This window comes from Nocardioides antri (assembly GCF_008373765.1).
GTDB lineage: Bacteria > Actinomycetota > Actinomycetes > Propionibacteriales > Nocardioidaceae > Nocardioides > Nocardioides antri.
This window is the reverse complement of sequence record NZ_VUJW01000003.1, coordinates 130,357-155,841: the sequence shown is the minus strand read 5'-3', so window position 1 is coordinate 155,841 and position 25,485 is coordinate 130,357. Positions and strand designations below refer to the sequence as shown.

The window sequence follows — 25,485 nt, the reverse complement described above, 5'->3', positions numbered from 1 at the left end:
CCTCGTACGACGAGCCCTCCGCTGTGCCAACATCAGGACATGTCAGCCGCGGCGTCCGCGGACCGTGCTCCGGCGGAGCCGCCGCGCCCGCCGGCTGCCGATGACGACGCACCGTCGCCGGTCCGCGAGGTCGGCGTCGCAGTGGTCGGCCTGGTCGTCCTCGGCCTGGTCGGCTACGGCGCCTGGCTCGGCCTGCACGTCAGCAACCTGCACAACGGTCTGCTCGCGCTGACCTTCACCGCCGTGGGTCTGTACGTCCTGCGGATGAGGCCGGGCCACCGGATCGGCCTGCTGTTCGTGGTCGCCGGCGTCCAGTCGGCGGTCATGTACTTCGGCCGTCAGTACGGGCTCCACGACGACCCGCTTCCGGCGGGCGACTGGCTGGCGTGGTTCTCGATCTGGCAGATCCCGATCAGCATGGCGGTCGTCGGGCTGTCGGTGATGATCTTCCCGACCGGCCGACTGCTCTCCCCGCGGTGGCGGGTCGCGGCGACCGTGATGGTCGTCCTCTGCGTGCTGCTCGCGGTCGCCTCGGCCCTGTGGCCGATCGAGGACGACTGGCGCAGCGACGCGCTGGAGTTCCCGTTCGAGTTCGGGATGCACGAGGAGGTCACCGGGTGGCTCGAACCGGTCCAACGGGTCGGCTACCAGGCTCTCCTCGTGCTGTGGGTCGCTGCCGTCGTTGTACGGATCCGTCGCGCGAGCGGCGACGAGACCCGCCAGCTGCGCTGGTTCGTGTCCGCGGTTGCGGTGATGGCGGTGGTGCTGACCGGTGGTCTGGTCACCATCGGATCGGCGGTCCCCGGCCTGATCGCGACCGCGCTGGTCCCGGTGGCTGCCGGCGTGGCGATCCTCAAGTACCGGCTCTACGGCATCGACCCGGTGATCAACAAGGCCATCGTGGTCGGCGTCCTCGCGCTCGCGATCACTGCCGGGTACGTCGCCGTCGTGGTCGGCGTCGGGCGGCTGCTGCCCGTCGGCAGCGGGATCCTGTCGCTGGCTGCCACGGCGCTGGTGGCGGTCGCCTTCGAGCCGGTACGACGACGGGCGCAGGGTCTCGCCGACCGCCTGGTCTACGGCCACCGTGCCACGCCGTACGAGACGCTCGCCCAGCTTTCCGCCCAGCTCGACGAGGGGTCGGACGCGCTGCTCGACGGAATCGCCGCGACGGTCGCCAAGGGCGTAGGAGCGACGATGGTCGAGGTGTGGGTCGGAGACGACGACGCCCTGACGAGGGCGGCCGCCTGGCCGGAGCCGGCCGGCTCTCGCCCGCGCGCCGCGCTCGCCGACCTCGGCGGGCGGCGTCGGCACGTCCTCCCGGTCGTCCGGCACGGGGAGGTGCGGGGCGCGATCGTCGTGGCCAAGCCGGCCGGGGCGCAGCTGACCCAGGTCGAGCGTCAGCTGCTCGTGGACCTCGTGGCGCAGACCGGCCTCGTGATCGACCACCAGGCGCAGGAGCAGCAGCTCCGGGCGGCCGCGCGTCGGATCGTGACCGCCGCGGACGAGGCGCGGCGCAGGATCGAGCGCGATCTTCACGACGGTGCGCAGCAGCGGCTGGTCGCGCTGAGCATCGACCTCGCGGTGCTCGCCGAGCGAGCCGAGGCCGTAGGAGCACCGGACCTGGCGGCGCGGGCCTCCTCCGCCCGGGCCGGCCTCGCGGAGGCGACGACCGAGCTGCGCGAGCTGGCTCGCGGCGTGCACCCGACGATCCTCACCGAGTCCGGTCTGGCAGCGGCGATCGACGCGCTCGCCGACCGCGCCACCGTCCCGGTCCGCGTCGACCTCGACCTGGACGGGCGTCCGCCGCCGGAGGCGGAGGTCACGGCGTACTTCGTCGTCGCCGAGGCGCTCACGAACGCCGCGCGTCACGCGCACGCGACCGCGGTGGAAGTGTCGGTGGCCCGGGTCGACGATTGCCTGCGGGTGGCGGTCACGGATGACGGCGTGGGCGGCGCAGACCCCGGGCGGGGGACCGGCCTCCAGGGACTCGCGGACCGGCTGCGGACGCTCGGAGGCACGTTGTCGGTCGTCAGCCGACCCGGGCGTGGTTCGACGATCTCGGCGGTGATCCCGTGCGGGTGATGCTGGCCGACGACGCCGTCCTCTTCCGCGAGGGCGTGGCGCGCATCCTCGAGGCCGACGGGTTCGAGGTCGTCGGCCGTGCGGGGGACGCAGCGACCCTTCTCGCCATGGTCGCGGCCGACCCGCCGGACGTGGCGATCATCGACCTCCGGATGCCGCCGGGCTTCGGCGACGAAGGCATCGAGGCCGCCGTCCGGATCCGGAAGCAGGCCCCGAAGGTCGGGCTGTTGCTGATGTCGCAGTACGTGGAGGTCCATCACGCGCTCAGACTGATGGACGACTTCGACGGCGGTGTCGGCTACCTGCTGAAGGACCGGGTCTCCGACCTGGCCGCCTTCGGCGTGGACGTACGGCGAGTCGCGGCGGGTGAGGTGATCATCGACCCGGAGCTGGTGTCCCGGCTGGTCGCGCGCCGTCGTACGCAAGACCCGCTCGAGCGGCTCTCTGCGCGCGAGCGGGCGGTCCTCGAGCTGATGGCGCAGGGGAGGTCCAACGCCGCCCTCTCGGCCGAGCTCCACCTGAGCCCGAAGACGGTCGAGGGCCATGTCCGCAGCATCTTCACCAAGCTGGACCTGGCCCCCGACGAGGGCGAGAACCGCCGCGTCCTGGCGGTGCTGCGCTTCCTGCGCCAGGCGTGATCATCGCCGCCACCTCAGCGACGTGGCTCGGCGGCCGCACGAAGGTCTGAGGCACCCCCTGGCTGAAGATAAGGCGTCCTCCCGATGCCGACGCCGCGGCTTAGCGCGAGCGTCGGAGCCGTTCGATCGGCACCGAGGAGGCCACGATGTTCAGCGATCCGCACTTCCAGGCAGCAGTCGCCCGTCAGCGGCAGGACGACATCCGCGCGGCGGCCCAGGCGTCTCGGACCGCACGCGTGCTCCGGCTGGCCCGCCGCGAGGCCCGTCGCGAGCGCCGTGCGGCGGCCGCCCTGGTGGCTCCGCCGGCACCTGTCCCGACCGGGGTGACCCGGGTCGCCGACGCGACCGCGTGACTGCGGCGGATCAGGCCGCGAGGGGCGTCGGCACGGGGTAGTGGGAGCCGACCAGCTCGTCGACCGCGTCGACCCAGGTACGACGCACGGCCGTCGCGCGCGCCGCCTCACCGAGCAGTCCTCGATGCCGGTCGGCGGCGACGGCGGCGACCGCGCGGCGCAGGTCGCGCGGGTCGGCGGGGTCGTAGAGCACCCCGGTCTCCAGGTGCCGCACCACGTCGGTGGCGCCGCCCGAGCGCGGCGCCACCGCGGGCACGCCGGAGGCGGCCGCCTCGCGGAGCGCGTGGCAGTCGGTCTCGTGCTCACCGGGATGCACGAGCACGTCCAGGGTCGGCAGCGCGACGGTCAGGTCGCCGGTCTGCAGCGGCCCGGTGAACCGAGCACCCGGCAGCCTCTTCTCCAGCCATTCCCGCTCCGGGCCGTCGCCGATCACCACGAGCCGGGTCCCGCCGACCTGGGCGAGATCGGCGAGCCGTCGTACGCCGTTGCGCCGGTGCAGGCTGCCGACGTACCCCACGACGACCTGGGCGCCGTCCTTCGACCGGGCCCGCGACCAGGAGTCGTGGAGCCACGGGTCGCGCAGGGTGGGGTTGAAGGCCAGCGTGTCGACGCCGGGCTCCCACAGCGCGGCCTCCGCGCCGAGCTCGGCCACCCGGTCGACCATCCACGGAGCCGTGACGAGCAGGGTGTCGGCGCGGTCCGCGACCTTCGCGCGCCAGTAGTCCGCGGTGAGGTCGAGGACCGGCGACTGCTCGACGACCAGCGTCGGCACGCCGGTCCGGCGGGCGTGCTTGAGCGCCTTGCGTCCCACGAACCGCGGTGAGGCCGCGTGCACGAGGTCCGGTTCGAACGCGTCGAGCGCTGCGCGGATCTGGCCGCCGGTCGGCTCGAGCGGACGGACGCGGACGACATCGCAGCCGCGGTACGACGCCAGGCCCGGTCCCGGCGCGATGATCCGGACCGTGTGCCCGAGGTCCACCAGCCGGTCGGCGGTCGCCTTGAGCGTGGTCGTTGTGCTGTCGGCGGCCGGGTAGAACGTCTCCGTCACCAGTGCGATCCTCATGGCCCCAGCGTGGGCGGCCGACCTGTCCGGTTCCCCATCCGCCGGTGGCGGCCCGGTGAACGGTTGCCGCTGGTTGAGGCGCGAGGGCAGCGAGCCTCGGAACCATGGCGACTGTCCAGGATCGGTCGGGCACCTCGCGCCGCCCGTGGGATACCCGGTCAACCTCCTTTCCCACGGGTTGTCAGCCGTTGCAGAAGCGGACAACCCGCGGAATACCCGGTCGACCGGGTATTCCGCGCCCCTCCCCGACCCCCCACCGCGATCCCGTGTCGCACACACGCCCGCATCCCGGACGTCTCAAACCTCACACTGTGTAGCGACCCACACACGAGGGTTCGTAGGGTGCGCCCTATGACTGACCCCGCCGCTGGAGCTTCTGAGGGCGCGGGGGCCGTTTCCCTCGCCCTCGTGCAGCCCGAGGACCGGCACACCCGGGAGGAGTGGGAGGCGGCCACCGCAGCCGTGCTCCGCAAGACCCGCAAGCTCACCGACGAGGACCCCGACTCGGCGGTCTGGGACAAGCTGACCAGGACCACCCTCGACGGCATCGCGATCCCTCCGCTCGGCGTGCCGGGCGCCGCGCAGGCGGCGGTCCGGCCGAGCCGCGTCGGCGCCTGGGACATCCGCTCGCTGGTCTCGAACCCCAACGCCAAGCTCGCCAACGAGGAGGCGCTCGTCGACCTCGACGGCGGCGTGACCAGTCTCTGGGTCGCTGCCGACGAGACGACCGACCTCCCCACGGTGCTCGACGGGGTGCTGCTCGACCTCGCTCCCGTCGTCCTCGACGCGCCGACGGCGGCGAGCCAGGCGGCCCGGGCCCTGCTGGACTACGCCGACGAGCGCGGGCTCGACCTCCACCCCGACAGCAACCTCGGCGCGGACCCGCTCGGGGCCATGCTGCGCGAGCTGCCGCTCGCCGTCGACGAGGCCGTGGCCGAGCTGCGTGACTTGGCGATGGCTGCCCACGCCGCCGGCGTCCGCGCCGTCGTCGTCGACGCGACCGCGGCTCACGACCTCGGCGCGAGCGACGCGCAGGAGCTCGGCTGGTCGATCGCCGTCGGCGTCGCCTACCTGCGCTGGCTCACCGACCACGGGCTCGACCTGGCGGACGCGGCGAACCTGGTCGAGTTCCGCTACGCCGCGACCGACGAGCAGTTCCCGACGATCGCCAAGCTCCGGGCCGCGCGCCAGCTGTGGGCGAGCGTCCTCCAGCACTCCGGCCTCCCCGCCGACGTCGACGTCGAGCAGCGCCAGCACGCCGTGACCAGCCGGCCGATGCTCAGCAAGTACGACCCCTACGTCAACATGCTCCGCAGCACCGTCGCGGCGTTCGCCGCCGGCGTCGGCGGCGCCGAGTCGCTGACGGTCCTCCCGTTCGACGCGGCGCTCGGCCAGCCTGCCGGCTTCGGCCGGCGGATCGCCCGCAACGTCAGCCACCTGCTCATCGACGAGTCCCACGTCGCCGCGGTGGCCGACCCGGCCGGCGGTGCGTACGCCGTCGAGCAGCTCACGACCAGCCTCGCCGAGGCCGGCTGGGCAGCCTTCCAGCAGCTCGAGGAGGAGTGGGAGGGCGGCCACGACCTGTCGCCGTTCCGCGACCGGATCGCGGTGACGGTGGCCGAGCGTGAGCGCCAGATCGCCCGCCGCAAGCGGCCGCTGACGGGGCTCACGGAGTTCCCCAACCTCGCCGAGGAGCTCCCCGAGCGCGAGCCCGACCCGCTCAACGACCGGGTGACCCGTTACGGCGCCTCCTTCGAGGCGCTGCGTGACCAGCCCGCGTCCACCCCGGTCTTCCTCGCCACGCTCGGCACCATCGCCCAGCACACGGCGCGCGCGACCTTCGCGGCCAACCTGTTCGCCGCCGGCGGCATCCCGGTCGAGGTCGCCGGGCCGACGTCGGGCGTCGACGAGCTGCTGGCGGCGTACGACGGCCAGCGGGTCGTGTGCCTCGCCGGCACCGACGCCGCCTACGAAGAGTGGGGGGCCGCCGCCGTCGAGGCGCTCCGCGGGGCCGGTGCCCAGCACGTGATCATCGCCGGCAAGCCCGACGCCGTGGAGGCGGAGGTCGACGACGCCGCCGCCCTCGGCGTCGACGCACTGGCGTTCCTGACCGCTACCAGGGAGAAGCTGTCGTGAGCATTCCGAAGAGCTTTGCCGGGCTGCCCCTCGCCGGCGCCAGGGCCGCGGTCGAGGCCCCGACCGGCGAGGGCTGGCACAGCCCGGAGGGCATCGAGATCAAGCCGTCGTACGACGCCGACGACCTCGCAGGTCTCGACGCGCTCGACACCTGGCCGGGTCTGAGCCCGTTCCTGCGCGGCCCGTACCCGACGATGTACACCACCCAGCCGTGGACGATCCGGCAGTACGCCGGGTTCTCCACCGCCGAGGAGTCCAACGCCTTCTACCGCCGCAACCTCGCGGCCGGCCAGAAGGGCCTCAGCGTCGCGTTCGACCTGGCCACCCACCGCGGCTACGACTCCGACCACCCGCGGGTGCGCGGCGACGTCGGCATGGCCGGCGTGGCGATCGACTCGATCTACGACACTCGCACGCTCTTCGACGGCATCCCGCTGGACCAGATGAGCGTCTCGATGACGATGAACGGCGCGGTGCTCCCGGTGCTCGCCCTCTACATCGCCGCGGCCGAGGAGCAGGGGGTGAAGCCGGAGCAGCTCTCAGGGACCATCCAGAACGACATCCTCAAGGAGTTCATGGTCCGCAACACCTACATCTACCCGCCGGCACCGTCGATGCGGATCATCTCCGACATCTTCGCGTTCACCAGCCAGCGGATGCCGCGGTTCAACTCGATCTCGATCTCCGGCTACCACATGCAGGAGGCCGGGGCGACCGCCGACCTCGAGCTGGCCTACACGCTCGCCGACGGCGTGGAGTACATCCGCGCCGGCCTCGAGAGCGGGCTGACCATCGACCAGTTCGCGCCGCGACTGTCGTTCTTCTGGGCGATCGGCATGAACTTCTACATGGAGGTCGCGAAGATGCGCGCGGCCCGGGCGCTGTGGAGCCGGCTGGTGCGTCAGTTCGACCCGCAGAACCCGAAGTCGCTGTCGCTGCGGACCCACTCGCAGACCAGCGGCTGGAGCCTCACCGCCCAGGACGTCTTCAACAACGTCGGCCGCACCTGCATCGAGGCGATGGCCGCGACCCAGGGCCACACCCAGTCGCTCCACACCAACGCCCTCGACGAGGCGATCGCGCTGCCGACGGACTTCTCGGCCCGCATCGCGCGCAACACCCAGCTGCTGCTGCAGCAGGAGAGCGGCACGACGTACACCATCGACCCGTGGGGCGGCTCCTACTACGTCGAGAGGCTGACGCACGACCTCGCCGAGAAGGCGTGGGCGCACATCGAGGAGGCCGAGGCCGCCGGCGGCATGGCCGCGGCGATCGAGCAGGGCATCCCGAAGATGCGCATCGAGGAGGCTGCCGCCCGCACCCAGGCGCGGATCGACTCCGGCGCGCAGAAGGTGATCGGCGTCAACACGTTCCGGCTCGCGGCCGAGGACAAGCTCGACGTCCTCCGGGTCGACAACGACGACGTCTACCGCCAGCAGATGGCCAAGCTCGAGCGGCTGCGCGCCGAGCGCGACCAGGGTGAGGTCGACGCCGCGCTCGAGGCGCTCACCCGCAGCGCCGACACCGGCGAGGGCAACCTGCTCGACCTCGCGGTCGGTGCCGCGCGGGTCAAGGCCACCGTCGGCGAGATCTCCAACGCGCTGGAGAAGGTCTACGGCCGCCACCAGGCGGTGATCCGTACCATCTCCGGCGTGTACCGCGACGAGGCCCAGGAGTCTGGGGACACCCTGCTCACGCAGGTGCGGGCGGCGACGGACGAGTTCGCCGAGGCCGAGGGCCGCCGCCCCCGCATCCTGGTCGCGAAGATGGGCCAGGACGGCCACGACCGCGGCCAGAAGGTCGTCGTCTCGGCCTTCGCCGACATGGGCTTCGACGTCGACGTGGGCCCGCTGTTCTCCACGCCGGAGGAGGTCGCGCAGCAGGCGATCGACGCCGACGTGCACATCGTCGGTGTCTCGTCGCTCGCCGCCGGCCATCTCGCCCTGCTCCCGGCGCTCAAGAGTGCGCTCGCCGAGCACGGCCGCGAAGACATCATGGTCGTGATCGGCGGCGTGATCCCGCCCGACGACGTGCCGACGCTGAAGGAGATGGGCGCCGCCGCGGTGTTCCTGCCCGGCACGGTCATCGCCGAGTCGGCGCTCGACCTGCTGGCCAAGCTGCGCGACCAGCTCGACCACTGATGGACGTCGGCCGGCTGGTCGAAGGGATCCGCGAGGGCAGGCGTGCCCAGGTCTCGCGGGCGATCACGCTGGTCGAGTCGACCAGCCCGAAACACCGCGCCCTGGCGCGCGACCTGCTCGCGGAGCTGCCCCACGGCGACGCGGTCCGGGTCGGGATCTCCGGCGTTCCCGGGGTCGGGAAGTCGACGTTCATCGAGGCGCTCGGCAGCCGGCTGACGGCCGCCGGCCAGCGGGTCGGCGTCCTCGCCGTCGACCCCTCGAGCGTCCGCACGGGCGGCTCGGTGCTGGGTGACAAGACCCGGATGGCCAGGCTGTCGACCGACCCGAACGCCTTCATCCGGCCGAGCCCGTCGGCGGGGACCCTCGGCGGTGTCGCCCGCGCGACGACCCAGGCGATGGCCGTCCTCGAGGCGGCGGGGTACGACGTGATCCTGGTCGAGACCGTCGGCGTCGGCCAGTCCGAGGTGACCGTGGCCGGCATGGTCGACACCTTCCTGTTCCTCACCCTGGCGCGCACCGGCGACCAGCTCCAGGGCATCAAGAAGGGCATCCTCGAGATCGCCGACGTGATCGCGGTCAACAAGGCCGACGGCGACCGCGAGCAGGAGGCCAGGGGAGCGGCGCGCGAGCTCGCGGGGGCGCTGCGGCTGGTCCGCGGCCACGGAGAGTGGGCGCCGCCCGTGATCACCTGCTCCGGGCTCAACGACGTCGGTGTCGACGACGTGTGGCAGCAGGTCCTCGACCACCGCGCCCACCTGACGCCCGACGGGCTGGCGAGGAAGCGCGCCGAGCAGCAGCTGGACTTCACGTGGGCCCTGGTCCGCGACGAGCTGGACCAGCGGCTCCGCCACTCGCCGGGGGTCAAGGCGGTGCAGGCCGAGATCCGCAATGCTGTCCTGTCCGGCGAGCTGACCGCGCCGCTGGCCGCCGATCGCCTGCTCGCGGCGTACGACGCCGACCCGCGCCGCACGGACTGACGCCGCGCGGTTTGCGCCACGCCCCGTCCGGGAAGAGCGCACGTCATGGGATTCGCCGACCCGGACCAGCTGGAGCAGCTGGCGGGCCAGATCGAGGGCAGGGCTGCCGACGTGCGAGCCGAGTGCAGGACCTTCCGCACCCAGGTCTCCACCGTCGGCTGGCAGTCCGCCAAGGCCGCCGAGTACCGCGCCAAGTGCGAGGCCTTGCACCAGGGCCTTCTCGACGACGCTGACGGGCTGGACGAGGCCGCAGCGGCGCTGCGACGCCACGCAGCGGCGGTCCGCGCTCGGATCGAGTGGATCCAGGACCGGATCGACGACCTCGAGGCGCTGGCCCGTGAGGGCGTCGAGATCACGCAGGACATGATCGACGACGTCGCCCGGTTCGGCGGTGAGGTCGCCGACGAGGTGCGGGACCGGGTCGACGACGTGCTCGACGGGCTCACCGACCTCGGCGGCAGCATCAGGGACGGCATCGGCGCGGTGATCCCGGGATGATCAGGATCGGGGAGCGCGCGCCGCTCGCGCGACCGCGTCGGCTCGCGCTCGGCGTCGACAAGTGGATGGCGCTGCAGCAGGCCGCCGAGGCCACCGGCCTGACGCTGCCGAAGGACCTCCGGGTCATCCTCGACCCCATCGACGCTGCCGTGGCCGGCCTCGACGTCGAGGCCGGGCTGGACGCGGCCGCGGACCAGCTGCGCCGGCACGGCGTGCTCGACGACGACGGCCCGGTGCCCGCCGTCGCCGCGAACCTGGCCGCGCTCGGCAGCGCCGCGCGCCGGGTGCGGACTTCAGTCGCCGGCCCCGGCCTCCACCGGCTCGGTTACTACTGGGCCGACGCCCGCCTCGGCGGGTCCCTGGTGCGGGACGGCTTCACCCACACTCTCTCCCTGTACGACGCCCGCTCGCTCGGCGACGAGCTGCTGGCCCTGGTCCCGGCGCCCGAGGGAGAAGCCAGGGGGCGGGAGCCGTTCGCCGCGCCGCTCGACGCCGTCGGACCGGTCGCCGCGCTCGACGAGGTGCCCGACGCCGTTGCGCGCGCCCTCGGCGAGTTCGTCGACATGCCGGCCGACGACGTGGCGCGCCTGCGCGAGCGGGTCGAGAGCAACCGGGCGGTGCTGCACGTGACCGCGGTCGGGCCGGGCCGGCCGCCGTACGCCCTGGTGTGGTTCCTCTCCCGCGACGGCTGGTGGGCCGGTGCCACCCGCCGCCGCTCCGACGGCGTGCGCATGCTGACCCTGACGCCCCGCCGGCGCGAGGAGCTGCGCACCGACCTTGCCGGGCTGATGACGGGAGCGTGGCTGTGACGGGCTCCGAGTACGACGTCCACGGCGGCGCCCACGGCGTCGAGGCCGACATGGACGACATGGACGCCGTCGGCGGCACCATCCGCAGCACCGGCTTCGAGATCGTCGAGGTCGCCGGTGCGAGCCACGCGTTCCTGGTCGACGGCAACCTGCTGGAGAGCGCGGTGCTGTCACCCGGGACGTTCGCGACGTTCGAGGCGGAGATGATCGCCGCCCTGGACGGCCCTCACGCGCTGGCCGCCCACGGCCTCTCGATGTCCGCCGCGGGGATCTTCATGCAGGGGATGGCCAAGGCGTACGCCTTCACCGACCGGGCGGTGCAGATCAGCGACGACATCGGCGACTGGGCGCAGGGCTACACACTGCCGCTCCAGCTCGGGTGGAAGCTCTCGCCCGCAGGGCTGCCGGCCACGGTGCTCGACCTCGCCGAGCTCGCCGACGAGGGTCTGTTCTCCGATCCCGCGAAGTGGCTGGTGGAGCACCCCGACCAGCTCGAGGAGCTGGTCGCGAGCTCTCCCGGGTTCGTCGCCCTGCTCAGCACCCTGGCGCCCTCGTGGGCAAGCCCCCTCGTCGGCTTCCCGCTGGACGTCGAGCAGGCGTCCTCGACCCTCGCCGGCCTCTACAACCAGGAGCTCGAGGGCCTGACGGCGGCGGAGACCTACGCCTCGCAGTCGCCCAGCGACATCGAGGGCGCGCTGACGCGGCTGGACGAGGTCGCCAACCACGACGACCAGTTCCAGGTCGAGGTCGTCGACGGGGTCTACAACGTCTACCTGCCGGGCACGAAGGCGTTCGACGCGCCGTTCGACGAGTCGGGTCTCGTCCAGAACATGGGCACGAACTTCGCCGCGGTGGCCGGCGACGACAACGCCTACCAGCAGGCGGTGCTCGAGGCGCTGGCGGACGTCCCGCCCGGCGCCGAGATCAACTTCATCGGACACAGCCAGGGCGGTATCGTCGCCGCTCGCCTCGCCGAGGCGATCGCCAACGGCGAGACGGACGTCCAGGGCAACGTGAACGCGGTGCTGACGGCCGGCTCGCCGGTCGACGACATCGAGCTGCCGGAGGATGTCCAGATGGTCTCGCTGGTCAACGAGTACGACATCGTCCCGCGCCTCGACGGCGAGGCGTACGGCGACAAGAGCAACCACACCTCCATCGTGTTCGAGGAGCAGAACGGCGAGACGACGGCGAACCACAGCCTCGCGGAGGTCTACGTCACGCAGGCTGGCGAGATCGTGGCGTCCGACGACGCCGCCGTCGTGGACGCGCTGGCGGGGCTCGGCAGCTTCGGCGGCGGCGGCGACAGCACGGTCACCACCTACCAGATGGTGCGCGGATGAGGCGGCTCTCAGTGGCGACGGCGGTCGGGGTGCTCGCGCTGTTGTGCGCGTGCGAGCCCGACCCGGAGCAGGAGAAGGAGTCGATGGAGAACCAGCAGATCGTCGACGCGATCGCGGCCGACATCGACCGTCCCGCCGTCGGCTTCACCAAGGTCGACGGCGTCTACCGCGACGACGCCTCGACCGCGCAGCAGGTCAGCTTCAGCATCCGGTGCGACAACTGCGACGCGCGGACCGTCATCGACCAGGTCGTCGAGGCAGTGTGGACGTCCGAGGTCCGGCCGCTGCGGACGATCAGCGTCTCGGTCACCGGTCCGGACGGCTACGAGGGGGAGACGATCGTCCTCGCCGACCACGAGGCGGAGCTGACCGAGCGGTACGGCGCGCGTCCGAGCGACTAGGCTCGGGGGCAAATGTCCCCTACGTCCCTCACCTCTCCTACCGGCAGCGCGGACGAGTACCCGCGCGTCATCGACCATGTCGTCGAGAAGCACCATGACGACCTGATCGACCTCCGCCGCGACCTCCACCGGCACCCCGAGCTGTCCTGGGAGGAGCGTCGTACGACGGACCGCGTGGTCGAGATCCTCGAGCACCTCGGGTGGCGGGTGACCGCCTCCCAACGCAGCGGGGCACTCGCCGAGATCGGCGAGGGCGACCGCGTGGTCGCGCTGCGGGCCGACCTCGACGCGCTCCCCGTCCAGGACCTGACGCAGGACCCGTGGACCAGCATGGTCCCGGGCGTCGCCCATGCCTGCGGCCACGACGTGCACACGTCGGCCCTCATCGGCGCCGCGCACGCGCTTGCCGAGGTGCACGCCCGCGGACTGCTGCCCGGGCGGGTGCGCCTGCTGTTCCAGCCGGCGGAGGAGGTCATGCCCGGCGGCGCGGTCCACCTGATCAACCACGGCGCGATCGAGGACGTCGAGCGCATGTACGCCCTCCACGCGGAGCCGGCGGTCGACGTCGGGACGATCGGGGTCCGCACCGGCCCGATCACGAGCGCCGCGGACCGGATCGAGGTGCGGCTCGAGGGCAACGGCGGCCACACCTCCCGACCGCACCTCACGGGTGACCTCACCTTCGCCCTCGCCAAGCTCGCCGGCGAGCTGCCGGCCGTCCTGAGCCGGCGGATGGACCCCCGCTCGGGGGTCAGCGTGGTGTGGGGCGTGCTGCGCGCCGGCTCGGCTCCCAACGTGATCCCGGACCAGGGCATCGCGGCCGGCACCGTGCGGATCCTCGACTCCGTCGCCTGGGCGGGCGTGGAGGCCGTCGTCCGGGAGGCCGTGCTCGACATCGTCCGGCCCTACGGCGTGACGGCGATGGTCGACTACCTGCAGGGCGTGCCGCCCGTGGTCAACGACCCGGTGAGCGCGGCGCTCGTCGCCTCAGCGGTGGACGCGGTGCTCGGACCCCACCACCGCACCGACGTCCCCCAGAGCCTCGGTGGCGAGGACTTCGGCTGGTACCTCTCGTCCGTCCCGGGCGCGATGTTCCGGCTCGGGACCCGCACACCGGGCGGGGCGACGTACGACCTCCACCAGGGCGACCTGCGGATCGACGAGCAGTCGATCGGCGTCGGCGCGCGGGTGCTCGCCGCCGTGGCGGTCCGGACGCTGTCGACCGCGGCGACCCGAAGCGACTCAACTCGGTAACAACCTCAGAAATTTCCGTTGCAACGCCCCGCGGACCGGAAACTCGCCGTTAGGGTGCACGGGATGCCCCGCCGTGGGGCGCGACGAGTTACGAGGATCCAGGAGGACGCCGTGAAGAAGACGGCTCGAATCGCTGCGGTGGCTGCCATCGCGGCACTCGCCCTGACGGCATGCGGTGACCGCGAGGACAACGGTGACGAGGGCAGCGACAACAACTCGCCCACGGCCACCACCACCGAGGAAAGCAGCCCCACCGACGCGGGGACGCAGTACACCGACTTCAAGGCGTGCATGGTGTCCGACTCGGGCGGCTTCGACGACAAGTCGTTCAACCAGACGTCCCACGACGGCCTCGAGGCCGCCGCCGAGAAGTACGGCGTGCAGACCTCCGAGGCCGAGTCCAGCGACCCGTCGCAGTTCGCGGACAACATCCAGCGCCTCGTCGACGAGGGCTGCAACCAGATCACCACGGTCGGCTTCCTGCTCGGTGACGCCACCGAGGCGGCTGCCAAGAAGGCCAAGAACGTCGACTTCGCGATCGTCGACTTCGCCTACGAGAAGCCCCCGGCCAACCTGAAGGGCCTCACCTTCAACACCGCCGAGCCCTCCTTCCTCGCCGGCTACGTCGCCGCGGCGAAGTCCGAGTCGGGCGTCGTCGGCACCTTCGGTGGCCTCAACATCCCGACGGTGACGATCTTCATGACCGGCTTCGTCCAGGGCGTGGAGTACTACAACGAGGAGAACGGCGCCGCGGTCGAGGTCCTGGGTTGGGACGTCGAGGCCGGGGACGGCTCGTTCACCAACGACTTCGAGGACAAGACCGCCGGGCAGTCGCTCGCCCAGACGATGATCGACAACGGTGCCGACGTGATCTTCCCGGTCGCGGGCCCGGCCGGCCTCGGTGGTCTCCAGGCCGCTCAGGACGCCGACGCCTGGGGCATCTGGGTCGACACCGACGGCTGTGTCTCGGCCGCCGAGTACTGCGACTCGCTCCTCACCTCGGTCGTGAAGGGGATGGACGTCGCGGTGGAGCAGGCGATCGTCGACTCCGCCAGCGGTCAGTTCAACAACGAGGTCTACACCGGGACGCTCGAGAACGGTGGCGTCAGCCTCGCGCCGTACGGCCCCGAGGCCGACATCGACGAGGAGCTCTCCGGCAAGGTCGAGGAGCTCAAGCAGATGATCATCGACGGCGAGATCACCGTCGGCTGATCGCGCCACGAAGTTGAGCGGCAGGTCGGGGTGGAGTCTTCCACCCCGGCCTGTCGCCGTCCCATGACCAGCCCCAATGACCCCACTGGACAGGGGATCCCATGCGACTCGAGATCAAGGGCCTGACCAAGAGGTTCGGCTCGTTCACCGCGAACGACCGGATCGACCTCGTGGTCGAGCCGGGTGAGATCCACTGCCTGCTCGGCGAGAACGGCGCCGGCAAGTCCACCTTGATGAACATGCTCTACGGCCTGCTCACGCCGACCGAGGGCGAGATCCTCCTGGACGGTGAGCCGGTCAGCTTCGACGACCCCGGTGACGCCCTGGCCGCCGGCATCGGCATGGTCCACCAGCACTTCATGCTGGTGCCCGTCTTCACCGTCGCCGAGAACGTCATGCTCGGGCGCGAGCACACCTACGGCGCCGGCGTGCTCAACCGCCGCGCCGCCCGCAAGCTCGTGAAGGACCTGTCCGACCGCTACCGGCTGCACGTCGACCCCGACGCGCTGGTCGAGGACCTCCCCGTCGGGGTGCAGCAGCGGGTCGAGATCATCAAGGCGCTGGCCGGTCAGGCGCAGATCCTGATCCTCGACGAGCCCACGGCGGTGCTGACGCCGCAGGAGATCGACGAGCTCATGGGCATCATGCGCGAGCTCAAGGCCCAGGGCACCTCGATCATCTTCATCACCCACAAGCTCCGCGAGGTCAAGGAGATCGGCGACCGGATCAGCGTCATCCGGCGCGGCAAGCTCGTCGGCACCGCGGAGCCGTCGGCCAGTGAGAAGGAGCTGGCGGAGATGATGGTCGGCCGGGACGTCCAGCTCGTGGTCGGCAAGGAACCCGCCAAGCCGGGCGAGCCGGTCCTGCGCGCCGAGGGCATCACCGTCGTCGACCCGCGCGGCCACCTGGTCGTGAAGGACGCGTCCTTCGAGGCACGTGCCGGCGAGGTGCTCGGCATCGCGGGCGTCCAGGGCAACGGCCAGACGGAGCTGATCAAGTCGCTGTTGGGGCTGGTCCGGCCCGACGCCGGCCGAATCGAGCTCGAGGGGCGCGACATCAGCAGGCACGGTCCGCGGCAGAGCCTCGAGGACGGCATCGGCTACATCCCCGAGGATCGCTCGCACGACGGTTACGTCGGCACGTTCAGCGTTCGCGAGAACCTCGTCCTCGACCTCTACCGCTCACGGGAGTTCTCCGCCGGCCCGGCGCTCAGGCTCGACGAGATCGCCGCCAACGCGCGGGACCGCATCAAGGAGTTCGACATCCGCACCGAGTCGCCCGAGACGCCGGTCGCCTCGCTCTCCGGCGGTAACCAGCAGAAGGTTGTCGTCGCCCGCGAGTTCTCGCGGCCGCTCAAGGTGCTCATCGCGTCGCAGCCCACCCGCGGCGTGGACGTCGGCTCGATCGAGTTCATCCACAAGCGGATCATCTCCGAGCGCGACCGGGGGACCGCGGTGATCATCGTGTCCACGGAGCTGGAGGAGATCTACGCGCTGTCGGACCGGATCGCGGTGATGTACGACGGCCGCATCGTTGCCACGGTGCCGCCGGACACCCCGCGCGAGGAGCTCGGGCTGCTCATGGCGGGCGCCACGCCCGAGGGCTCGGAGGTGGCGTCGTGACCGCGATGTCTCCCGCCCCCGAGACGATCGTCCCGGAGCCCGAGGAGGGGCAGCCGAAGGTCCGTGACCTGCGCTCGTGGCTGCCGACGATCCGCGACACCGTCGTGGCGATCCTGCTGGCGCTCCTCGTCGGCGCGTTCCTCATCGCGATCTCCGATGACGACGTCATCGAGGCGCTCGACAACCTCTTCACCTATCCCGGCTCGTTCGGGGTGTACGCCGGCGACGTCCTGCGCTACTCCGCCGAGGCCGTCTTGGAGGCCTACGCCGCGCTCGTGGACGGTGCCGTCGGCTCCGGCTCCTCGCTCCGGCGCACGCTGGAGCGGTCGGCGCCGCTGATCTGTGCCGGTCTCGGCGTCACCATCGCCTTCCGGGCAGGTCTGTTCAACATCGGTGCGACCGGCCAGATGCTGGTGGGCGCACTGGCGGCCGGCTACGTCGGCTTCACGTACGACCTGCCGCCAGGTGTGCACCTCCTCGCCGCGATCGGCGCCGGCCTCGTCGCCTCCATGCTCTGGGGCGGCATCGTCGGCGTGCTCAAGGCCCAGACCGGCGCCCACGAGGTGATCACCACGATCATGCTCAACCAGGTCGCCCGGTTCACGGTCCTCTACTTCCTCGCGAAGGAGTCGTTCCAGCGGCCGGGCAGCGACAACCTGCTGAGCCCCGCGGTCGCCGACAACGCGACGTACCCCTCGGTCTTCGGGCTCCACATCGGCATCCCGCTGGCCCTGCTCGCCGCGGTCGGCGTGTGGTGGCTGCTGGAGCGCAGCCGGCTCGGCTTCGAGATGCGGGCGGTCGGCGCCAACCCCGACGCGTCCCGCACCGCCGGCATGAGCATCGCCAAGGTCTACATCGCGACGATGACGATCGCCGGCCTGCTGTCGGGGCTCGCGATCACGATGACCCTCCTCGGCCTGCAGCAGTCGGTCACGGACCAGGTGGTCGGCTCGGTCGGCTTCGACGCGATCACCGTCGCGCTGCTGGGGCGCGCGACCCCGCTCGGGACGGTCCTCGCCGGGCTGCTGTTCGGCGCCCTGTCCGCGGGCGGCCTCGGGATGCAGACCTCCGCCGGCGTACCGCCCGAGCTGATCCAGGTCGTCCAGGCACTGATCGTGCTGTTCGTCGCCGCGCCTGCTCTGATCCGCGGCCTCGGCCGCATCCGGCGACGCCAGAAGACTGCGACCGAGGCGAAGGGAGCAACGGCATGACCGACGTGCTCGACACCCCGACCACCGCGGCGCCGGAGCCGCAGGTCCGCGACCGCGCCGACGTACGACGCCAGGTCAAGCTCGTCGTCGTGCTCGCGCTGGTGCTCCTGGCCGAGGTCTGGTTCAAGCTCCAGATCGACGACCCCACCGTCTACCAGCTGTTCAAGGGCGCACGGTCGAAGGACAACCTGCCCGTGGAGTTCGACGGCACCGCCGTCTCCTGGATCGCCGTCGCGCTGACGGCGGTCGCCCTGCTGCTGGCCGTCGTCAACCGCTACCCGCGGGGCTGGGCCGGTGTGCTGATCGCGGTCGTCGTCGGCATCGGCTTCTACGGCGCGTTCCTCATGTGGGCCTACGCCGACCCGAGCGGGACCTTCGCGCCGGCCATGACCAACCCGATCCCGGGCACCATCCGGATCGCGACCGCCCTGGTGTTCGGTGCGCTCGCCGGCGTGCTCTGCGAGCGGGCGGGCGTGGTCAACATCGCCATCGAGGGCCAGTTCATCTCCGGCGCCTTCTTCGGCTCGGTGTTCTCGAGCTTCGCGTTCGTCTCGCTCGGAGCGATCCCGGTGTTCTGGTGCCCGGTGTTCGGCCTGCTCGGAGGCATCCTGGCGGGGATGGGCGTCGCCGCGATGCTCGCTTTCTTCGCGCTGCGCTACCACGTCGACCAGGTCGTGGTCGGCGTCGTGCTGGTGGCGTTCGGCTACGGCATCACCAGCTTCCTGCTCGGCCAGATCCCCGACGGCCGCGAGGACCAGTTCAACAACCCGGAGCTCCTCCAGGCGGTCGACATCCCGGTCCTCGTCGACATCCCCTACCTCGGGACGGCCCTGTTCGGCCAGAACCTGCTGGTCTACCTCGCCTACCTCTCCGTCCCGGCGGTGTGGTTCCTGCTGTTCCAGACCCGCTGGGGGCTGCGGGTGCGGTCGGTGGGCGAGCACCCCAAGGCCGCCGACACCGTCGGCATCGCGGTCAACCGGACCCGGTGGCAGGCCGTGCTCCTCGGCGGCCTCTTCGCCGGTCTCGGCGGTGCGTCGTTCACCTTGAGCACCGGGGCCTTCGACAAGGAGATGACGGCCGGGCTCGGCTTCATCTCGCTTGCGGCCGTCATCATGGGCCGCTGGCACCCCGTCTACGCGGCGCTCGCGGCACTGATGTTCGGCTTCCTGCGCAACCTCAAGGACCAGCTGAGCATCCTCGACGAGAAGGTCCCCGGTGACCTGCTGTCGGCCCTGCCCTACCTGGCGACGATCATCGCCGTGGCCGGGTTCGTCGGCCGGGTGCGGGCGCCGGCTGCCGACGGCCAGCCCTACCAGAAGACGGACTGAGGTCCCTTGATGAGTGTCGACTGGCCCGCGCTGCAGCAGGCGGCGACCGAGGTATCGGCGCGCGCGTACGCGCCGTACTCCCGCTTCCACGTCGGTGCCGCCGGCCTCGCCGACGACGGCCGGCTCCTCGTCGGCTGCAACGTCGAGAACGCCGGGTACGGCGTCACCCTCTGCGCCGAGTGCGGCCTGGTGTCGCAGCTCCATGCCACGGGTGGCGGGCGGCTGACCCACGTCGTCTGCGTCAACGGCTCCGGTGAGGTGATCATGCCGTGCGGCCGGTGCCGGCAGATCCTCTACGAGGCAGGTGGTCCGGAGCTCGAGCTCCTCACCCCCGAGGGCGTGTGGACGATGGACCGGGTGCTGCCGCTCGCATTCGGTCCCGACGACCTCACCGCCGAGGCCCCGGCATGAACGCCCACGACGCCGTCGAGGTCATCAGCACGAAGCGCGACGGGGGCGCCCTGAGCCGCAGCCAGATCAGCTGGGTCGTCGACGCCTACACCAAGGGCGTGGTCGCCGACGAGCAGATGTCGGCGCTGGCGATGGCGATCCTCCTCAACGGCATGGACGGCCGCGAGATCGCCGACTGGACCGAGGCGATGATCGCGTCGGGGGAGCGGATGGACTTCTCCACGCTCTCCCGACCCACGGCCGACAAGCACTCGACCGGCGGCGTCGGCGACAAGATCACCCTCCCGCTGGCGCCCCTCGTGGCTGCGTGCGGCGTGGCCGTGCCGCAGCTGTCCGGCCGCGGGCTCGGCCACACCGGCGGGACGCTCGACAAGCTCGAGTCGATCCCCGGCTGGCGCGCGACCCTCTCCAACGAGGAGATGCTCGCCCAACTCGAGTCCGTGGGCGCCGTGATCTGCGCTGCCGGCGACGGGCTGGCGCCGGCCGACCGCAAGCTCTACGCACTGCGCGACGTCACCGGCACGGTCGAGGCGATCCCGCTGATCGCCTCGTCAATCATGAGCAAGAAGATCGCCGAGGGCACCGGCGCGCTGGTGCTCGACGTCAAGGTCGGCAGCGGCGCGTTCATGAAGGACGTCGACCGGGCGCGTGAGCTGGCCGAGGTGATGGTGGCGCTCGGCAGCAACGCCGGCGTCACCACGGTCGCGCTCCTCACCGACATGGACGTGCCGCTCGGCCTGACGGCCGGCAACGCGATCGAGGTGGCCGAGTCGGTCGAGGTGCTGGCCGGCGGCGGGCCTCCGGACGTCGTCGAGCTGACCCTCGCGCTGGCGCGCGAGATGCTCGCCGGCGCCGGCGTCACCGACGTCGACCCCGCCGACCGGCTCGCCGACGGCTCGGCGATGGACGCGTGGAAGGCGATGATCCGCGCCCAGGGCGGCGACCCTGACGCGCCGCTGCCCACCGCGCGGGAGTCCCACGTCGTCACCGCCGACGCCGGCGGCGTGCTGACCCGGCTCGACGCCCTCGCCGTCGGCATCGCCGCCTGGCGGCTCGGCGCCGGTCGCGAGCGCAAGGAGGACCCGGTCCAGGCCGGTGCCGGCGTGGTGTGGCACGCCCGACCCGGTGACGCGGTCACGGCGGGGCAGCCGTTGTTCACCCTGCTGACCGACACGCCGGAGCGGTTCGACCGCGCGCTGGCCGCGCTCGACGGGGGTTACCGGATCGACCCGCCCGGCACGTCGTACGACGCCCGGCCGCTGGTGATCGACCGGGTGGGCGAGGTCGCTCCCGTCCAGCGCTGATCCTGCGGCCGGACGTGTCGCCGACGGCCACTCGGGGTAGGAACGCTCGCCGGGGGGCCATGACCGGCCACGACTAGCATCGGCACGGCCCGCGCAGCGGACGGAAGGATTCTCGGTGCGATTCAGTCTCAGCGTCGTCAACGGAGCGACCGGCGTCCGGCAGGACGTCCTCGTCGACGCCGATCCCGAGACCGAGGTGGCCGAGCTCCTGCCGCGGTTGCTCGACGCGACGAACGGACAGGTGCACCCGGGCTTCGCCAAGCAGGTCGGCGTGTGGGTCGACGGACAGCCGGTCGAGGGCGGGCTCAGCCTGCGCGACGCGCGGGTCCGTCCCGGCTCGGTGGTCGCGCTCCACGAGCCCGACGGGTACGACGCCGCGCTGCCGCGCGGGGTGGTGGAGGTGCGCGTCGTCTCCGGGCCCGGCGCGGGCCGGATCCACCGGTTCGGGATCGGCGAGCACCAGATCGGCAACGGCGCGTCGGGGATGTCGTTGCCCGACCTGTTCCTGCCCGCCGACGCGCTGCTCATCCGCGTGACCGCGGATGCCGACGTCGAGATCGTCGAGCGCGACCGCGCCGTACGCATCGACGGAAGGGATCCGTCGGCGCCCGACCCCGAGCACGACGAGGAGGACGCGACCGCTGTCGAGCTCCTCCCGGTGGAGGCCCTGACCCGGCGCGAGCAGAAGCGGCGCAAGCGGACCGAGAAGCGCGAGCGGAAGGCCGCGCGCAAGGACGAGAAGCGGGCCGCGAAGGGCGCGCCGGCCGACGCCGAGGACGAGGTGCTCGAGCCCGTCGCGTGGCCGGAGGGGGCGGACCTCCGGATCGGCGAGTCGCTTCTCCAGTGGCACCGGGTCTGGGTTCCCGACGCCGACGCGGCTCCGAGCGAGGACACCCTCGGCATCGACTTCAACCGCCCGCCACGGCTGCTGCGTCCCGAGCGCGAGAGCTCCTTCGTGCTCCCGGCCGAGCCGGTCAAGCCTCGACGCCAGACGATCCCGTGGCCCGTCGTCGTCGCGCCGATGTTCATGGCGGTGCCGATGTGCCTGCTCTTCGGGAGCTGGCGGTTCATGGCGTTCGCCCTGCTGTCGCCGGTGCTGGCGCTCTTCAACTTCATCGCCCAGCGCAAGGGCGCCGCGACGGAGTACCGCCGCCAGATGATCGAGTTCCGCGAGGACACGATCTCGGTCCGGAAGCGGGTCGCGCGCGCGCAGCGGCTGTTCCGGGAGGACCTCCGCCGCGACCGGCCCGACCCGGCGCGGGTGCTGCTCGTCGCCGTCGGCCCCGGGCAGGAGCTGTGGATGCGGCGGCGTGCGGACCCCGACTACCTCGAGCTCCGCCTCGGCGTGGCGGACCGACCGTCGCCGATCAAGGTCAACGACCGGTCCCTCAAGGAGACCGACGAGCCCCCCGAGCCGGAGACGCTCGGCGACGTGCCGGTCTCGCTCTCGATGCGGGACCTCGGCGTGATCGGCCTCTGCGGCGAGACCGGGGGAGTGGACTCGCTGGCCCGGTGGCTCATCGGCCAGGCAGCCGTCCTGCACGCCCCGGGCGACCTCGACATCGTCGTGCTCACCAACACCGAGCGGGAGCAGCAGTGGGGCTGGACCCGCTGGCTCCCGCACTGCCGGCGCGCCGGCGAGCCCGTCGCGGCTGTGCTCGGCACCGAGCAGCAGTCCGTGTCCCGCCGGCTGGCCGAGCTCGGCCGGCTCATCGCCGACCGGGCCGGTGACGAGCGCAAGATCAAGCTCCCGGGCGACGTGACGCCGCGGCCCGACGTGCTGGTCGTCGTCGACGGCGCCCGGCGGCTCCGGGCGCTCCCCGGCCTGGTGACCCTCCTGCGGGAGGGCCCCGCCGTCGGCGTCAAGGTGATCTGCATCGACGAGGACGTGCGGCTACTGCCGGAGGAGTGCCGGGCCGTCCTCGACGTCCACGAGGGCCTCCTCGAGCTGCGACGCACCGGCTCCGAGGCGGTCGCCCGGATCCGGCCCGACCTGGTGGAGCCGACCTGGGCGCTCCGGGTCGGGCGGGCGCTCGCGCCGGTGCGCGACACGACGCCGAGCGTCGAGATCTCGGGCCTGCCGGCGTCGGCGCGGCTCCTCGAGTGCATCTCCCTCGAGCACCCCACCCCCGAGGGCGTCGCGAGCCGCTGGGGACCGGACGCTCGGACCGACGTCGTCATCGGCGAGGGCTTCGACGGGCCGTTCCGCCTCGACCTCCGCAAGGACGGCCCGCACGCGCTGATCGCGGGCACGACGGGCTCCGGGAAGTCCGAGCTCCTCCAGACCATCGTCGCGTCGCTCGCGGTCGCCAACAGCCCGGAGCAGCTCACGTTCGTCCTCGTGGACTACAAGGGCGGGTCGGCGTTCAAGGACTGCGCCCGACTGCCGCACACGGTCGGCATGGTCACCGACCTCGACACCCACCTGGTGAGCCGGGCGCTGACGTCGCTGGGAGCGGAGCTCAAGCGGCGCGAGCACCTGCTCGCCGTACCCGGCGCCAAGGACCTCGAGGACTACTGGGCGCTCCAGCGCCGCGAGCCCGGCCTGCCGACGATCCCGCGGCTCGCGATCGTGATCGACGAGTTCGCGAGCCTCAAGGCCGAGCTCCCCGACTTCGTGACGGGCCTGGTCACCATCGCCCAGCGCGGCCGGTCGCTCGGGATCCATCTCGTGCTCGCGACGCAACGGCCGTCGGGCGTGATCTCCAACGACATCCGGGCCAACACGAACCTGCGGATCGCGCTGCGGGTCACCGACGAGTCGGAGTCGAAGGACGTCATCGACGCGCCCGACTCCGCGACGATCGGGCCGGACCAGCCCGGTCGCGGCTATGCCCGGCTGGGCCACTCCTCGCTGCTGCCGTTCCAGGCCGGTCGCGTCGGCGGCGCGCGGCCGGAGGCGAAGCCGGTCGAGGACGTCGTGCGCGAGCCACCGCTCGTCTGGCCCGTCGGCTGGGACGTCGTCGGACAGCCGGCCCCCGGCCGGCCGAAGGAGGAGGGCAAGCAGACCGACGAGGGCGAGACCGACCTCTCGGTGCTGGTGGAGGCGATCAACGGCGCGACCAGGCTGCGCGGGATCGGCCCCCAGCACTCGCCGTGGCTGCCCGAGCTGCCGGCGCCCGTCACCCTGCCCACGCTCCGCGGGCTGCTGGGCCCGGATCCCGACGCCGCCACGCGGGTGACCGGATGGTCGGCACCGTGGGTGCTCGAGGACCACCCCGGCGACCAGGCCCAGCGGCCGCGAGAGTTCGTCCTCGGGAGGTCCGGCCACCTCTACATCGCCGGCGGTGCCCGGTCCGGCCGGTCGACCGCGCTGCGGACGCTCGCGGCCGGCCTCGCCGAGGTCACCCGCTCGCGGGACCTGCACCTCTACGGGCTCGACTGCGGCAACGGCGCGCTCCTCCCGCTCACGGCGCTGCCCCACACCGGAGCGGTCGTGCAGCGCACCGAGGTCGAGCGGGCGAGCCGGCTGCTCGACCGGCTCGGCGACGAGGTGAAGCGGCGCCAGGACGTGCTGGGGCAGTCCGGATTCGCCGACATCGACGAGCAGCGGCAGGCGGTCAGGGCCGACGAGAGACTGCCGTACGTCGTACTCCTGCTCGACCGGTGGGAGGGCTTCGTCTCCGACCTGAGCGAGGTCGACGTCGGCCGGCTCAACGACCGCATGCTCGGCCTGCTGCGGGAGGGCGCGAGCGTCGGCATCCACGTCGTGGTCTCGGGCGACCGGTCGCTGCTCTCGGGCCGGGTGGCGTCACTCGTCGAGAACAAGCTGCTGCTGCGCCTGCCCGACCGCAGCGACTACACCAGTGGCGGCCTGAAGACGAAGGACGTGCCCGAGCACCTCGGGGACGGGCGCGGCCTGTGGGCAGAGTCGGGGATCGAGGCCCAGGTCGCGGTCCTCGGCGACGACGTCGCGGGCGCCGCGCAGAGCGCCTTCGTGCGCGAGCTCGGTGCCCGCCTCACGGCAGAGGAGCGCTCCGAGGCCAGCGTTCCCCCCTCGCAGCAGCCGTTCGGGCTGGCTGCGCTGCCGAGCGAGATCGACGCGGCCCCCGTCCTCGCCGCGCTTCCCACGCTGCCGCGCGGGCACGTCCCGGTGGGCATCGGCGGCGACCGCCTGGAGCTGCTGGGTGTCGACGCCGGGAACACGCCGGTCCTGGTCGTCGGTCCACCGTCGAGCGGCCGCACCAACACGCTCCGCTTCATCAGCCGCTGGGCGAGGGCCGAGGGTCGACAGCTCCTGGCCTTCACCCCCTCGGGCAACCTGTTGAGCGAGGAGCTCGGCGACGACGCCCTGGTCGGCATCGACCACACCCAGGAGGACGTCGTCGGACGGCTGCGGGCGCTCGAGTCCGGCGCGATCATCCTCATCGACGACGGTGAGCGCCTCAAGGAAGGGCCTCTGGCCCCGGTGATGGGCGCGCTGGTCCGGCAGGCCCGCGACCGCGGATTCCACGTCGTGCTCGGCGGTGGCGTGAGCGAGCTCAGCTCCGGCTTCTCCGGCTGGGTCGTCGAGGCGCGGTCCGGCCGCAAGGGGCTCCTGCTGTCGCCCCAGGAGCCGCTCCAGGGCGACGTCTTCGGCAGCCGGGTCTCTCGCACGTCGCTCGTCCCGCGGGTCCAGCCGGGGCGGGGAGTCGTCTTCCCCGGCACCGGCGACCAGATCGGCGTGCAGGTCCCGCTGGCGACCTGAGGGGAAAACGCAGAA

The 25,485-nt window shown here is 72.3% G+C and carries 19 protein-coding genes; 18 read left to right on the top strand and 1 reads right to left on the bottom strand.

Translation table 11 applies throughout. From position 1 onward, the window contains the following. Positions 1-39: 39 nt before the first annotated feature. The 3 genes from F0U47_RS06910 (at position 40) to F0U47_RS06900 (ending at position 3,073) form a co-directional block, all read left to right on the top strand. Entirely contained in the window at positions 40-2,082 is a 2,043-nt protein-coding gene (locus F0U47_RS06910; protein ID WP_149749597.1) for a GAF domain-containing sensor histidine kinase, read from the top strand. Further along, a complete protein-coding gene (locus F0U47_RS06905) occupies positions 2,082-2,720 on the top strand; it encodes a response regulator transcription factor (RefSeq protein WP_246159570.1) in 639 nt (212 codons plus the stop codon). The genes F0U47_RS06910 and F0U47_RS06905 overlap by 1 nt, the downstream gene beginning before the upstream one ends. 146 nt (positions 2,721-2,866) lie before the next feature. Then, positions 2,867-3,073 (top strand): hypothetical protein, encoded by a 207-nt coding sequence (locus F0U47_RS06900; RefSeq protein ID WP_149749595.1) that lies wholly within the window; start codon positions 2,867-2,869, stop codon positions 3,071-3,073. Positions 3,074-3,083: 10 nt separating this feature from the next. Here F0U47_RS06900 and F0U47_RS06895 read toward each other — a convergent pair whose 3' ends face one another. Next, complete coding sequence (locus F0U47_RS06895) at positions 3,084-4,136, bottom strand: glycosyltransferase (RefSeq protein WP_149749594.1); 1,053 nt, start codon at positions 4,134-4,136, stop codon at positions 3,084-3,086. A gap of 351 nt (positions 4,137-4,487) precedes the next feature. On the opposite strand from F0U47_RS06895, the gene F0U47_RS06890 reads away from it, so the two are divergent. The 15 genes from F0U47_RS06890 to F0U47_RS06820 all read left to right on the top strand — a co-directional run bounded on the left by F0U47_RS06890 (position 4,488) and on the right by F0U47_RS06820 (position 25,470). Then, positions 4,488-6,272 (top strand): methylmalonyl-CoA mutase family protein, encoded by a 1,785-nt coding sequence (locus tag F0U47_RS06890; RefSeq protein WP_149749593.1) that lies wholly within the window; start codon positions 4,488-4,490, stop codon positions 6,270-6,272. Then, positions 6,269-8,413 carry a methylmalonyl-CoA mutase gene (scpA, locus tag F0U47_RS06885; protein WP_149749592.1) on the top strand — a complete coding sequence of 715 codons (2,145 nt, stop codon included), beginning with the start codon at positions 6,269-6,271 and terminating at the stop codon, positions 8,411-8,413. Before F0U47_RS06890 ends, scpA begins: the two co-directional genes overlap by 4 nt. After that, on the top strand, positions 8,413-9,390 hold the full coding sequence (gene meaB, locus F0U47_RS06880) for a methylmalonyl Co-A mutase-associated GTPase MeaB (protein ID WP_149749591.1): 978 nt from the start codon (positions 8,413-8,415) through the stop codon (positions 9,388-9,390). The genes scpA and meaB overlap by 1 nt, the downstream gene beginning before the upstream one ends. Positions 9,391-9,435: 45 nt before the next feature. Next, entirely contained in the window at positions 9,436-9,888 is a 453-nt protein-coding gene (locus F0U47_RS06875; protein ID WP_149749590.1) for a WXG100 family type VII secretion target, read from the top strand. Continuing rightward, positions 9,885-10,697, top strand: coding sequence for an ESX secretion-associated protein EspG (locus tag F0U47_RS06870; RefSeq protein WP_149749589.1), 813 nt, complete (start codon positions 9,885-9,887; stop codon positions 10,695-10,697). Before F0U47_RS06875 ends, F0U47_RS06870 begins: the two co-directional genes overlap by 4 nt. Next, complete coding sequence (locus F0U47_RS06865) at positions 10,694-12,040, top strand: lipase family protein (protein ID WP_149749588.1); 1,347 nt, start codon at positions 10,694-10,696, stop codon at positions 12,038-12,040. The genes F0U47_RS06870 and F0U47_RS06865 overlap by 4 nt, the downstream gene beginning before the upstream one ends. Continuing rightward, a complete protein-coding gene (locus tag F0U47_RS06860; protein ID WP_149749587.1) occupies positions 12,037-12,441 on the top strand; it encodes a hypothetical protein in 405 nt (134 codons plus the stop codon). Before F0U47_RS06865 ends, F0U47_RS06860 begins: the two co-directional genes overlap by 4 nt. A 12-nt stretch (positions 12,442-12,453) precedes the next feature. Then, entirely contained in the window at positions 12,454-13,695 is a 1,242-nt protein-coding gene (locus F0U47_RS06855; RefSeq protein ID WP_149749586.1) for an amidohydrolase, read from the top strand. 111 nt (positions 13,696-13,806) lie between these two features. Beyond that, complete coding sequence (locus F0U47_RS06850; RefSeq protein WP_246159497.1) at positions 13,807-14,907, top strand: BMP family lipoprotein; 1,101 nt, start codon at positions 13,807-13,809, stop codon at positions 14,905-14,907. A gap of 101 nt (positions 14,908-15,008) precedes the next feature. After that, entirely contained in the window at positions 15,009-16,529 is a 1,521-nt protein-coding gene (locus tag F0U47_RS06845; protein WP_149749584.1) for an ABC transporter ATP-binding protein, read from the top strand. Positions 16,530-16,534: 5 nt separating this feature from the next. Next, positions 16,535-17,740, top strand: a complete 1,206-nt coding sequence (locus F0U47_RS06840; RefSeq protein WP_149750504.1) for an ABC transporter permease — start codon at positions 16,535-16,537, stop codon at positions 17,738-17,740. Next, positions 17,737-19,068 carry an ABC transporter permease gene (locus F0U47_RS06835; protein ID WP_149749583.1) on the top strand — a complete coding sequence of 444 codons (1,332 nt, stop codon included), beginning with the start codon at positions 17,737-17,739 and terminating at the stop codon, positions 19,066-19,068. Before F0U47_RS06840 ends, F0U47_RS06835 begins: the two co-directional genes overlap by 4 nt. A 9-nt stretch (positions 19,069-19,077) precedes the next feature. Then, the gene (locus F0U47_RS06830; protein ID WP_149749582.1) at positions 19,078-19,479 is read left to right on the top strand and encodes a cytidine deaminase; all 402 of its coding nucleotides are present in this window, start codon (positions 19,078-19,080) and stop codon (positions 19,477-19,479) included. Continuing rightward, positions 19,476-20,783 carry a thymidine phosphorylase gene (locus F0U47_RS06825; protein ID WP_149749581.1) on the top strand — a complete coding sequence of 436 codons (1,308 nt, stop codon included), beginning with the start codon at positions 19,476-19,478 and terminating at the stop codon, positions 20,781-20,783. Before F0U47_RS06830 ends, F0U47_RS06825 begins: the two co-directional genes overlap by 4 nt. A gap of 115 nt (positions 20,784-20,898) precedes the next feature. After that, on the top strand, positions 20,899-25,470 hold the full coding sequence (locus F0U47_RS06820; RefSeq protein WP_149749580.1) for an FtsK/SpoIIIE domain-containing protein: 4,572 nt from the start codon (positions 20,899-20,901) through the stop codon (positions 25,468-25,470). The last annotated feature ends 15 nt before the right edge of the window (positions 25,471-25,485 follow it).

Coding starts and splice junctions, on each gene's coding strand:
- F0U47_RS06910 (WP_149749597.1), top strand. CDS start 40: ATGTCAGCCGCGGCGTCCGCGGACCGTGCTCCGGCGGAGCCGCCGCGC.
- F0U47_RS06905 (WP_246159570.1), top strand. CDS start 2,082: ATGCTGGCCGACGACGCCGTCCTCTTCCGCGAGGGCGTGGCGCGCATC.
- F0U47_RS06900 (WP_149749595.1), top strand. CDS start 2,867: ATGTTCAGCGATCCGCACTTCCAGGCAGCAGTCGCCCGTCAGCGGCAG.
- F0U47_RS06895 (WP_149749594.1), bottom strand. CDS start 4,136: ATGAGGATCGCACTGGTGACGGAGACGTTCTACCCGGCCGCCGACAGC.
- F0U47_RS06890 (WP_149749593.1), top strand. CDS start 4,488: ATGACTGACCCCGCCGCTGGAGCTTCTGAGGGCGCGGGGGCCGTTTCC.
- meaB (WP_149749591.1), top strand. CDS start 8,413: ATGGACGTCGGCCGGCTGGTCGAAGGGATCCGCGAGGGCAGGCGTGCC.
- F0U47_RS06875 (WP_149749590.1), top strand. CDS start 9,436: ATGGGATTCGCCGACCCGGACCAGCTGGAGCAGCTGGCGGGCCAGATC.
- F0U47_RS06870 (WP_149749589.1), top strand. CDS start 9,885: ATGATCAGGATCGGGGAGCGCGCGCCGCTCGCGCGACCGCGTCGGCTC.
- F0U47_RS06860 (WP_149749587.1), top strand. CDS start 12,037: ATGAGGCGGCTCTCAGTGGCGACGGCGGTCGGGGTGCTCGCGCTGTTG.
- F0U47_RS06855 (WP_149749586.1), top strand. CDS start 12,454: ATGTCCCCTACGTCCCTCACCTCTCCTACCGGCAGCGCGGACGAGTAC.
- F0U47_RS06845 (WP_149749584.1), top strand. CDS start 15,009: ATGCGACTCGAGATCAAGGGCCTGACCAAGAGGTTCGGCTCGTTCACC.
- F0U47_RS06840 (WP_149750504.1), top strand. CDS start 16,535: ATGTCTCCCGCCCCCGAGACGATCGTCCCGGAGCCCGAGGAGGGGCAG.
- F0U47_RS06835 (WP_149749583.1), top strand. CDS start 17,737: ATGACCGACGTGCTCGACACCCCGACCACCGCGGCGCCGGAGCCGCAG.
- F0U47_RS06830 (WP_149749582.1), top strand. CDS start 19,078: ATGAGTGTCGACTGGCCCGCGCTGCAGCAGGCGGCGACCGAGGTATCG.
- F0U47_RS06825 (WP_149749581.1), top strand. CDS start 19,476: ATGAACGCCCACGACGCCGTCGAGGTCATCAGCACGAAGCGCGACGGG.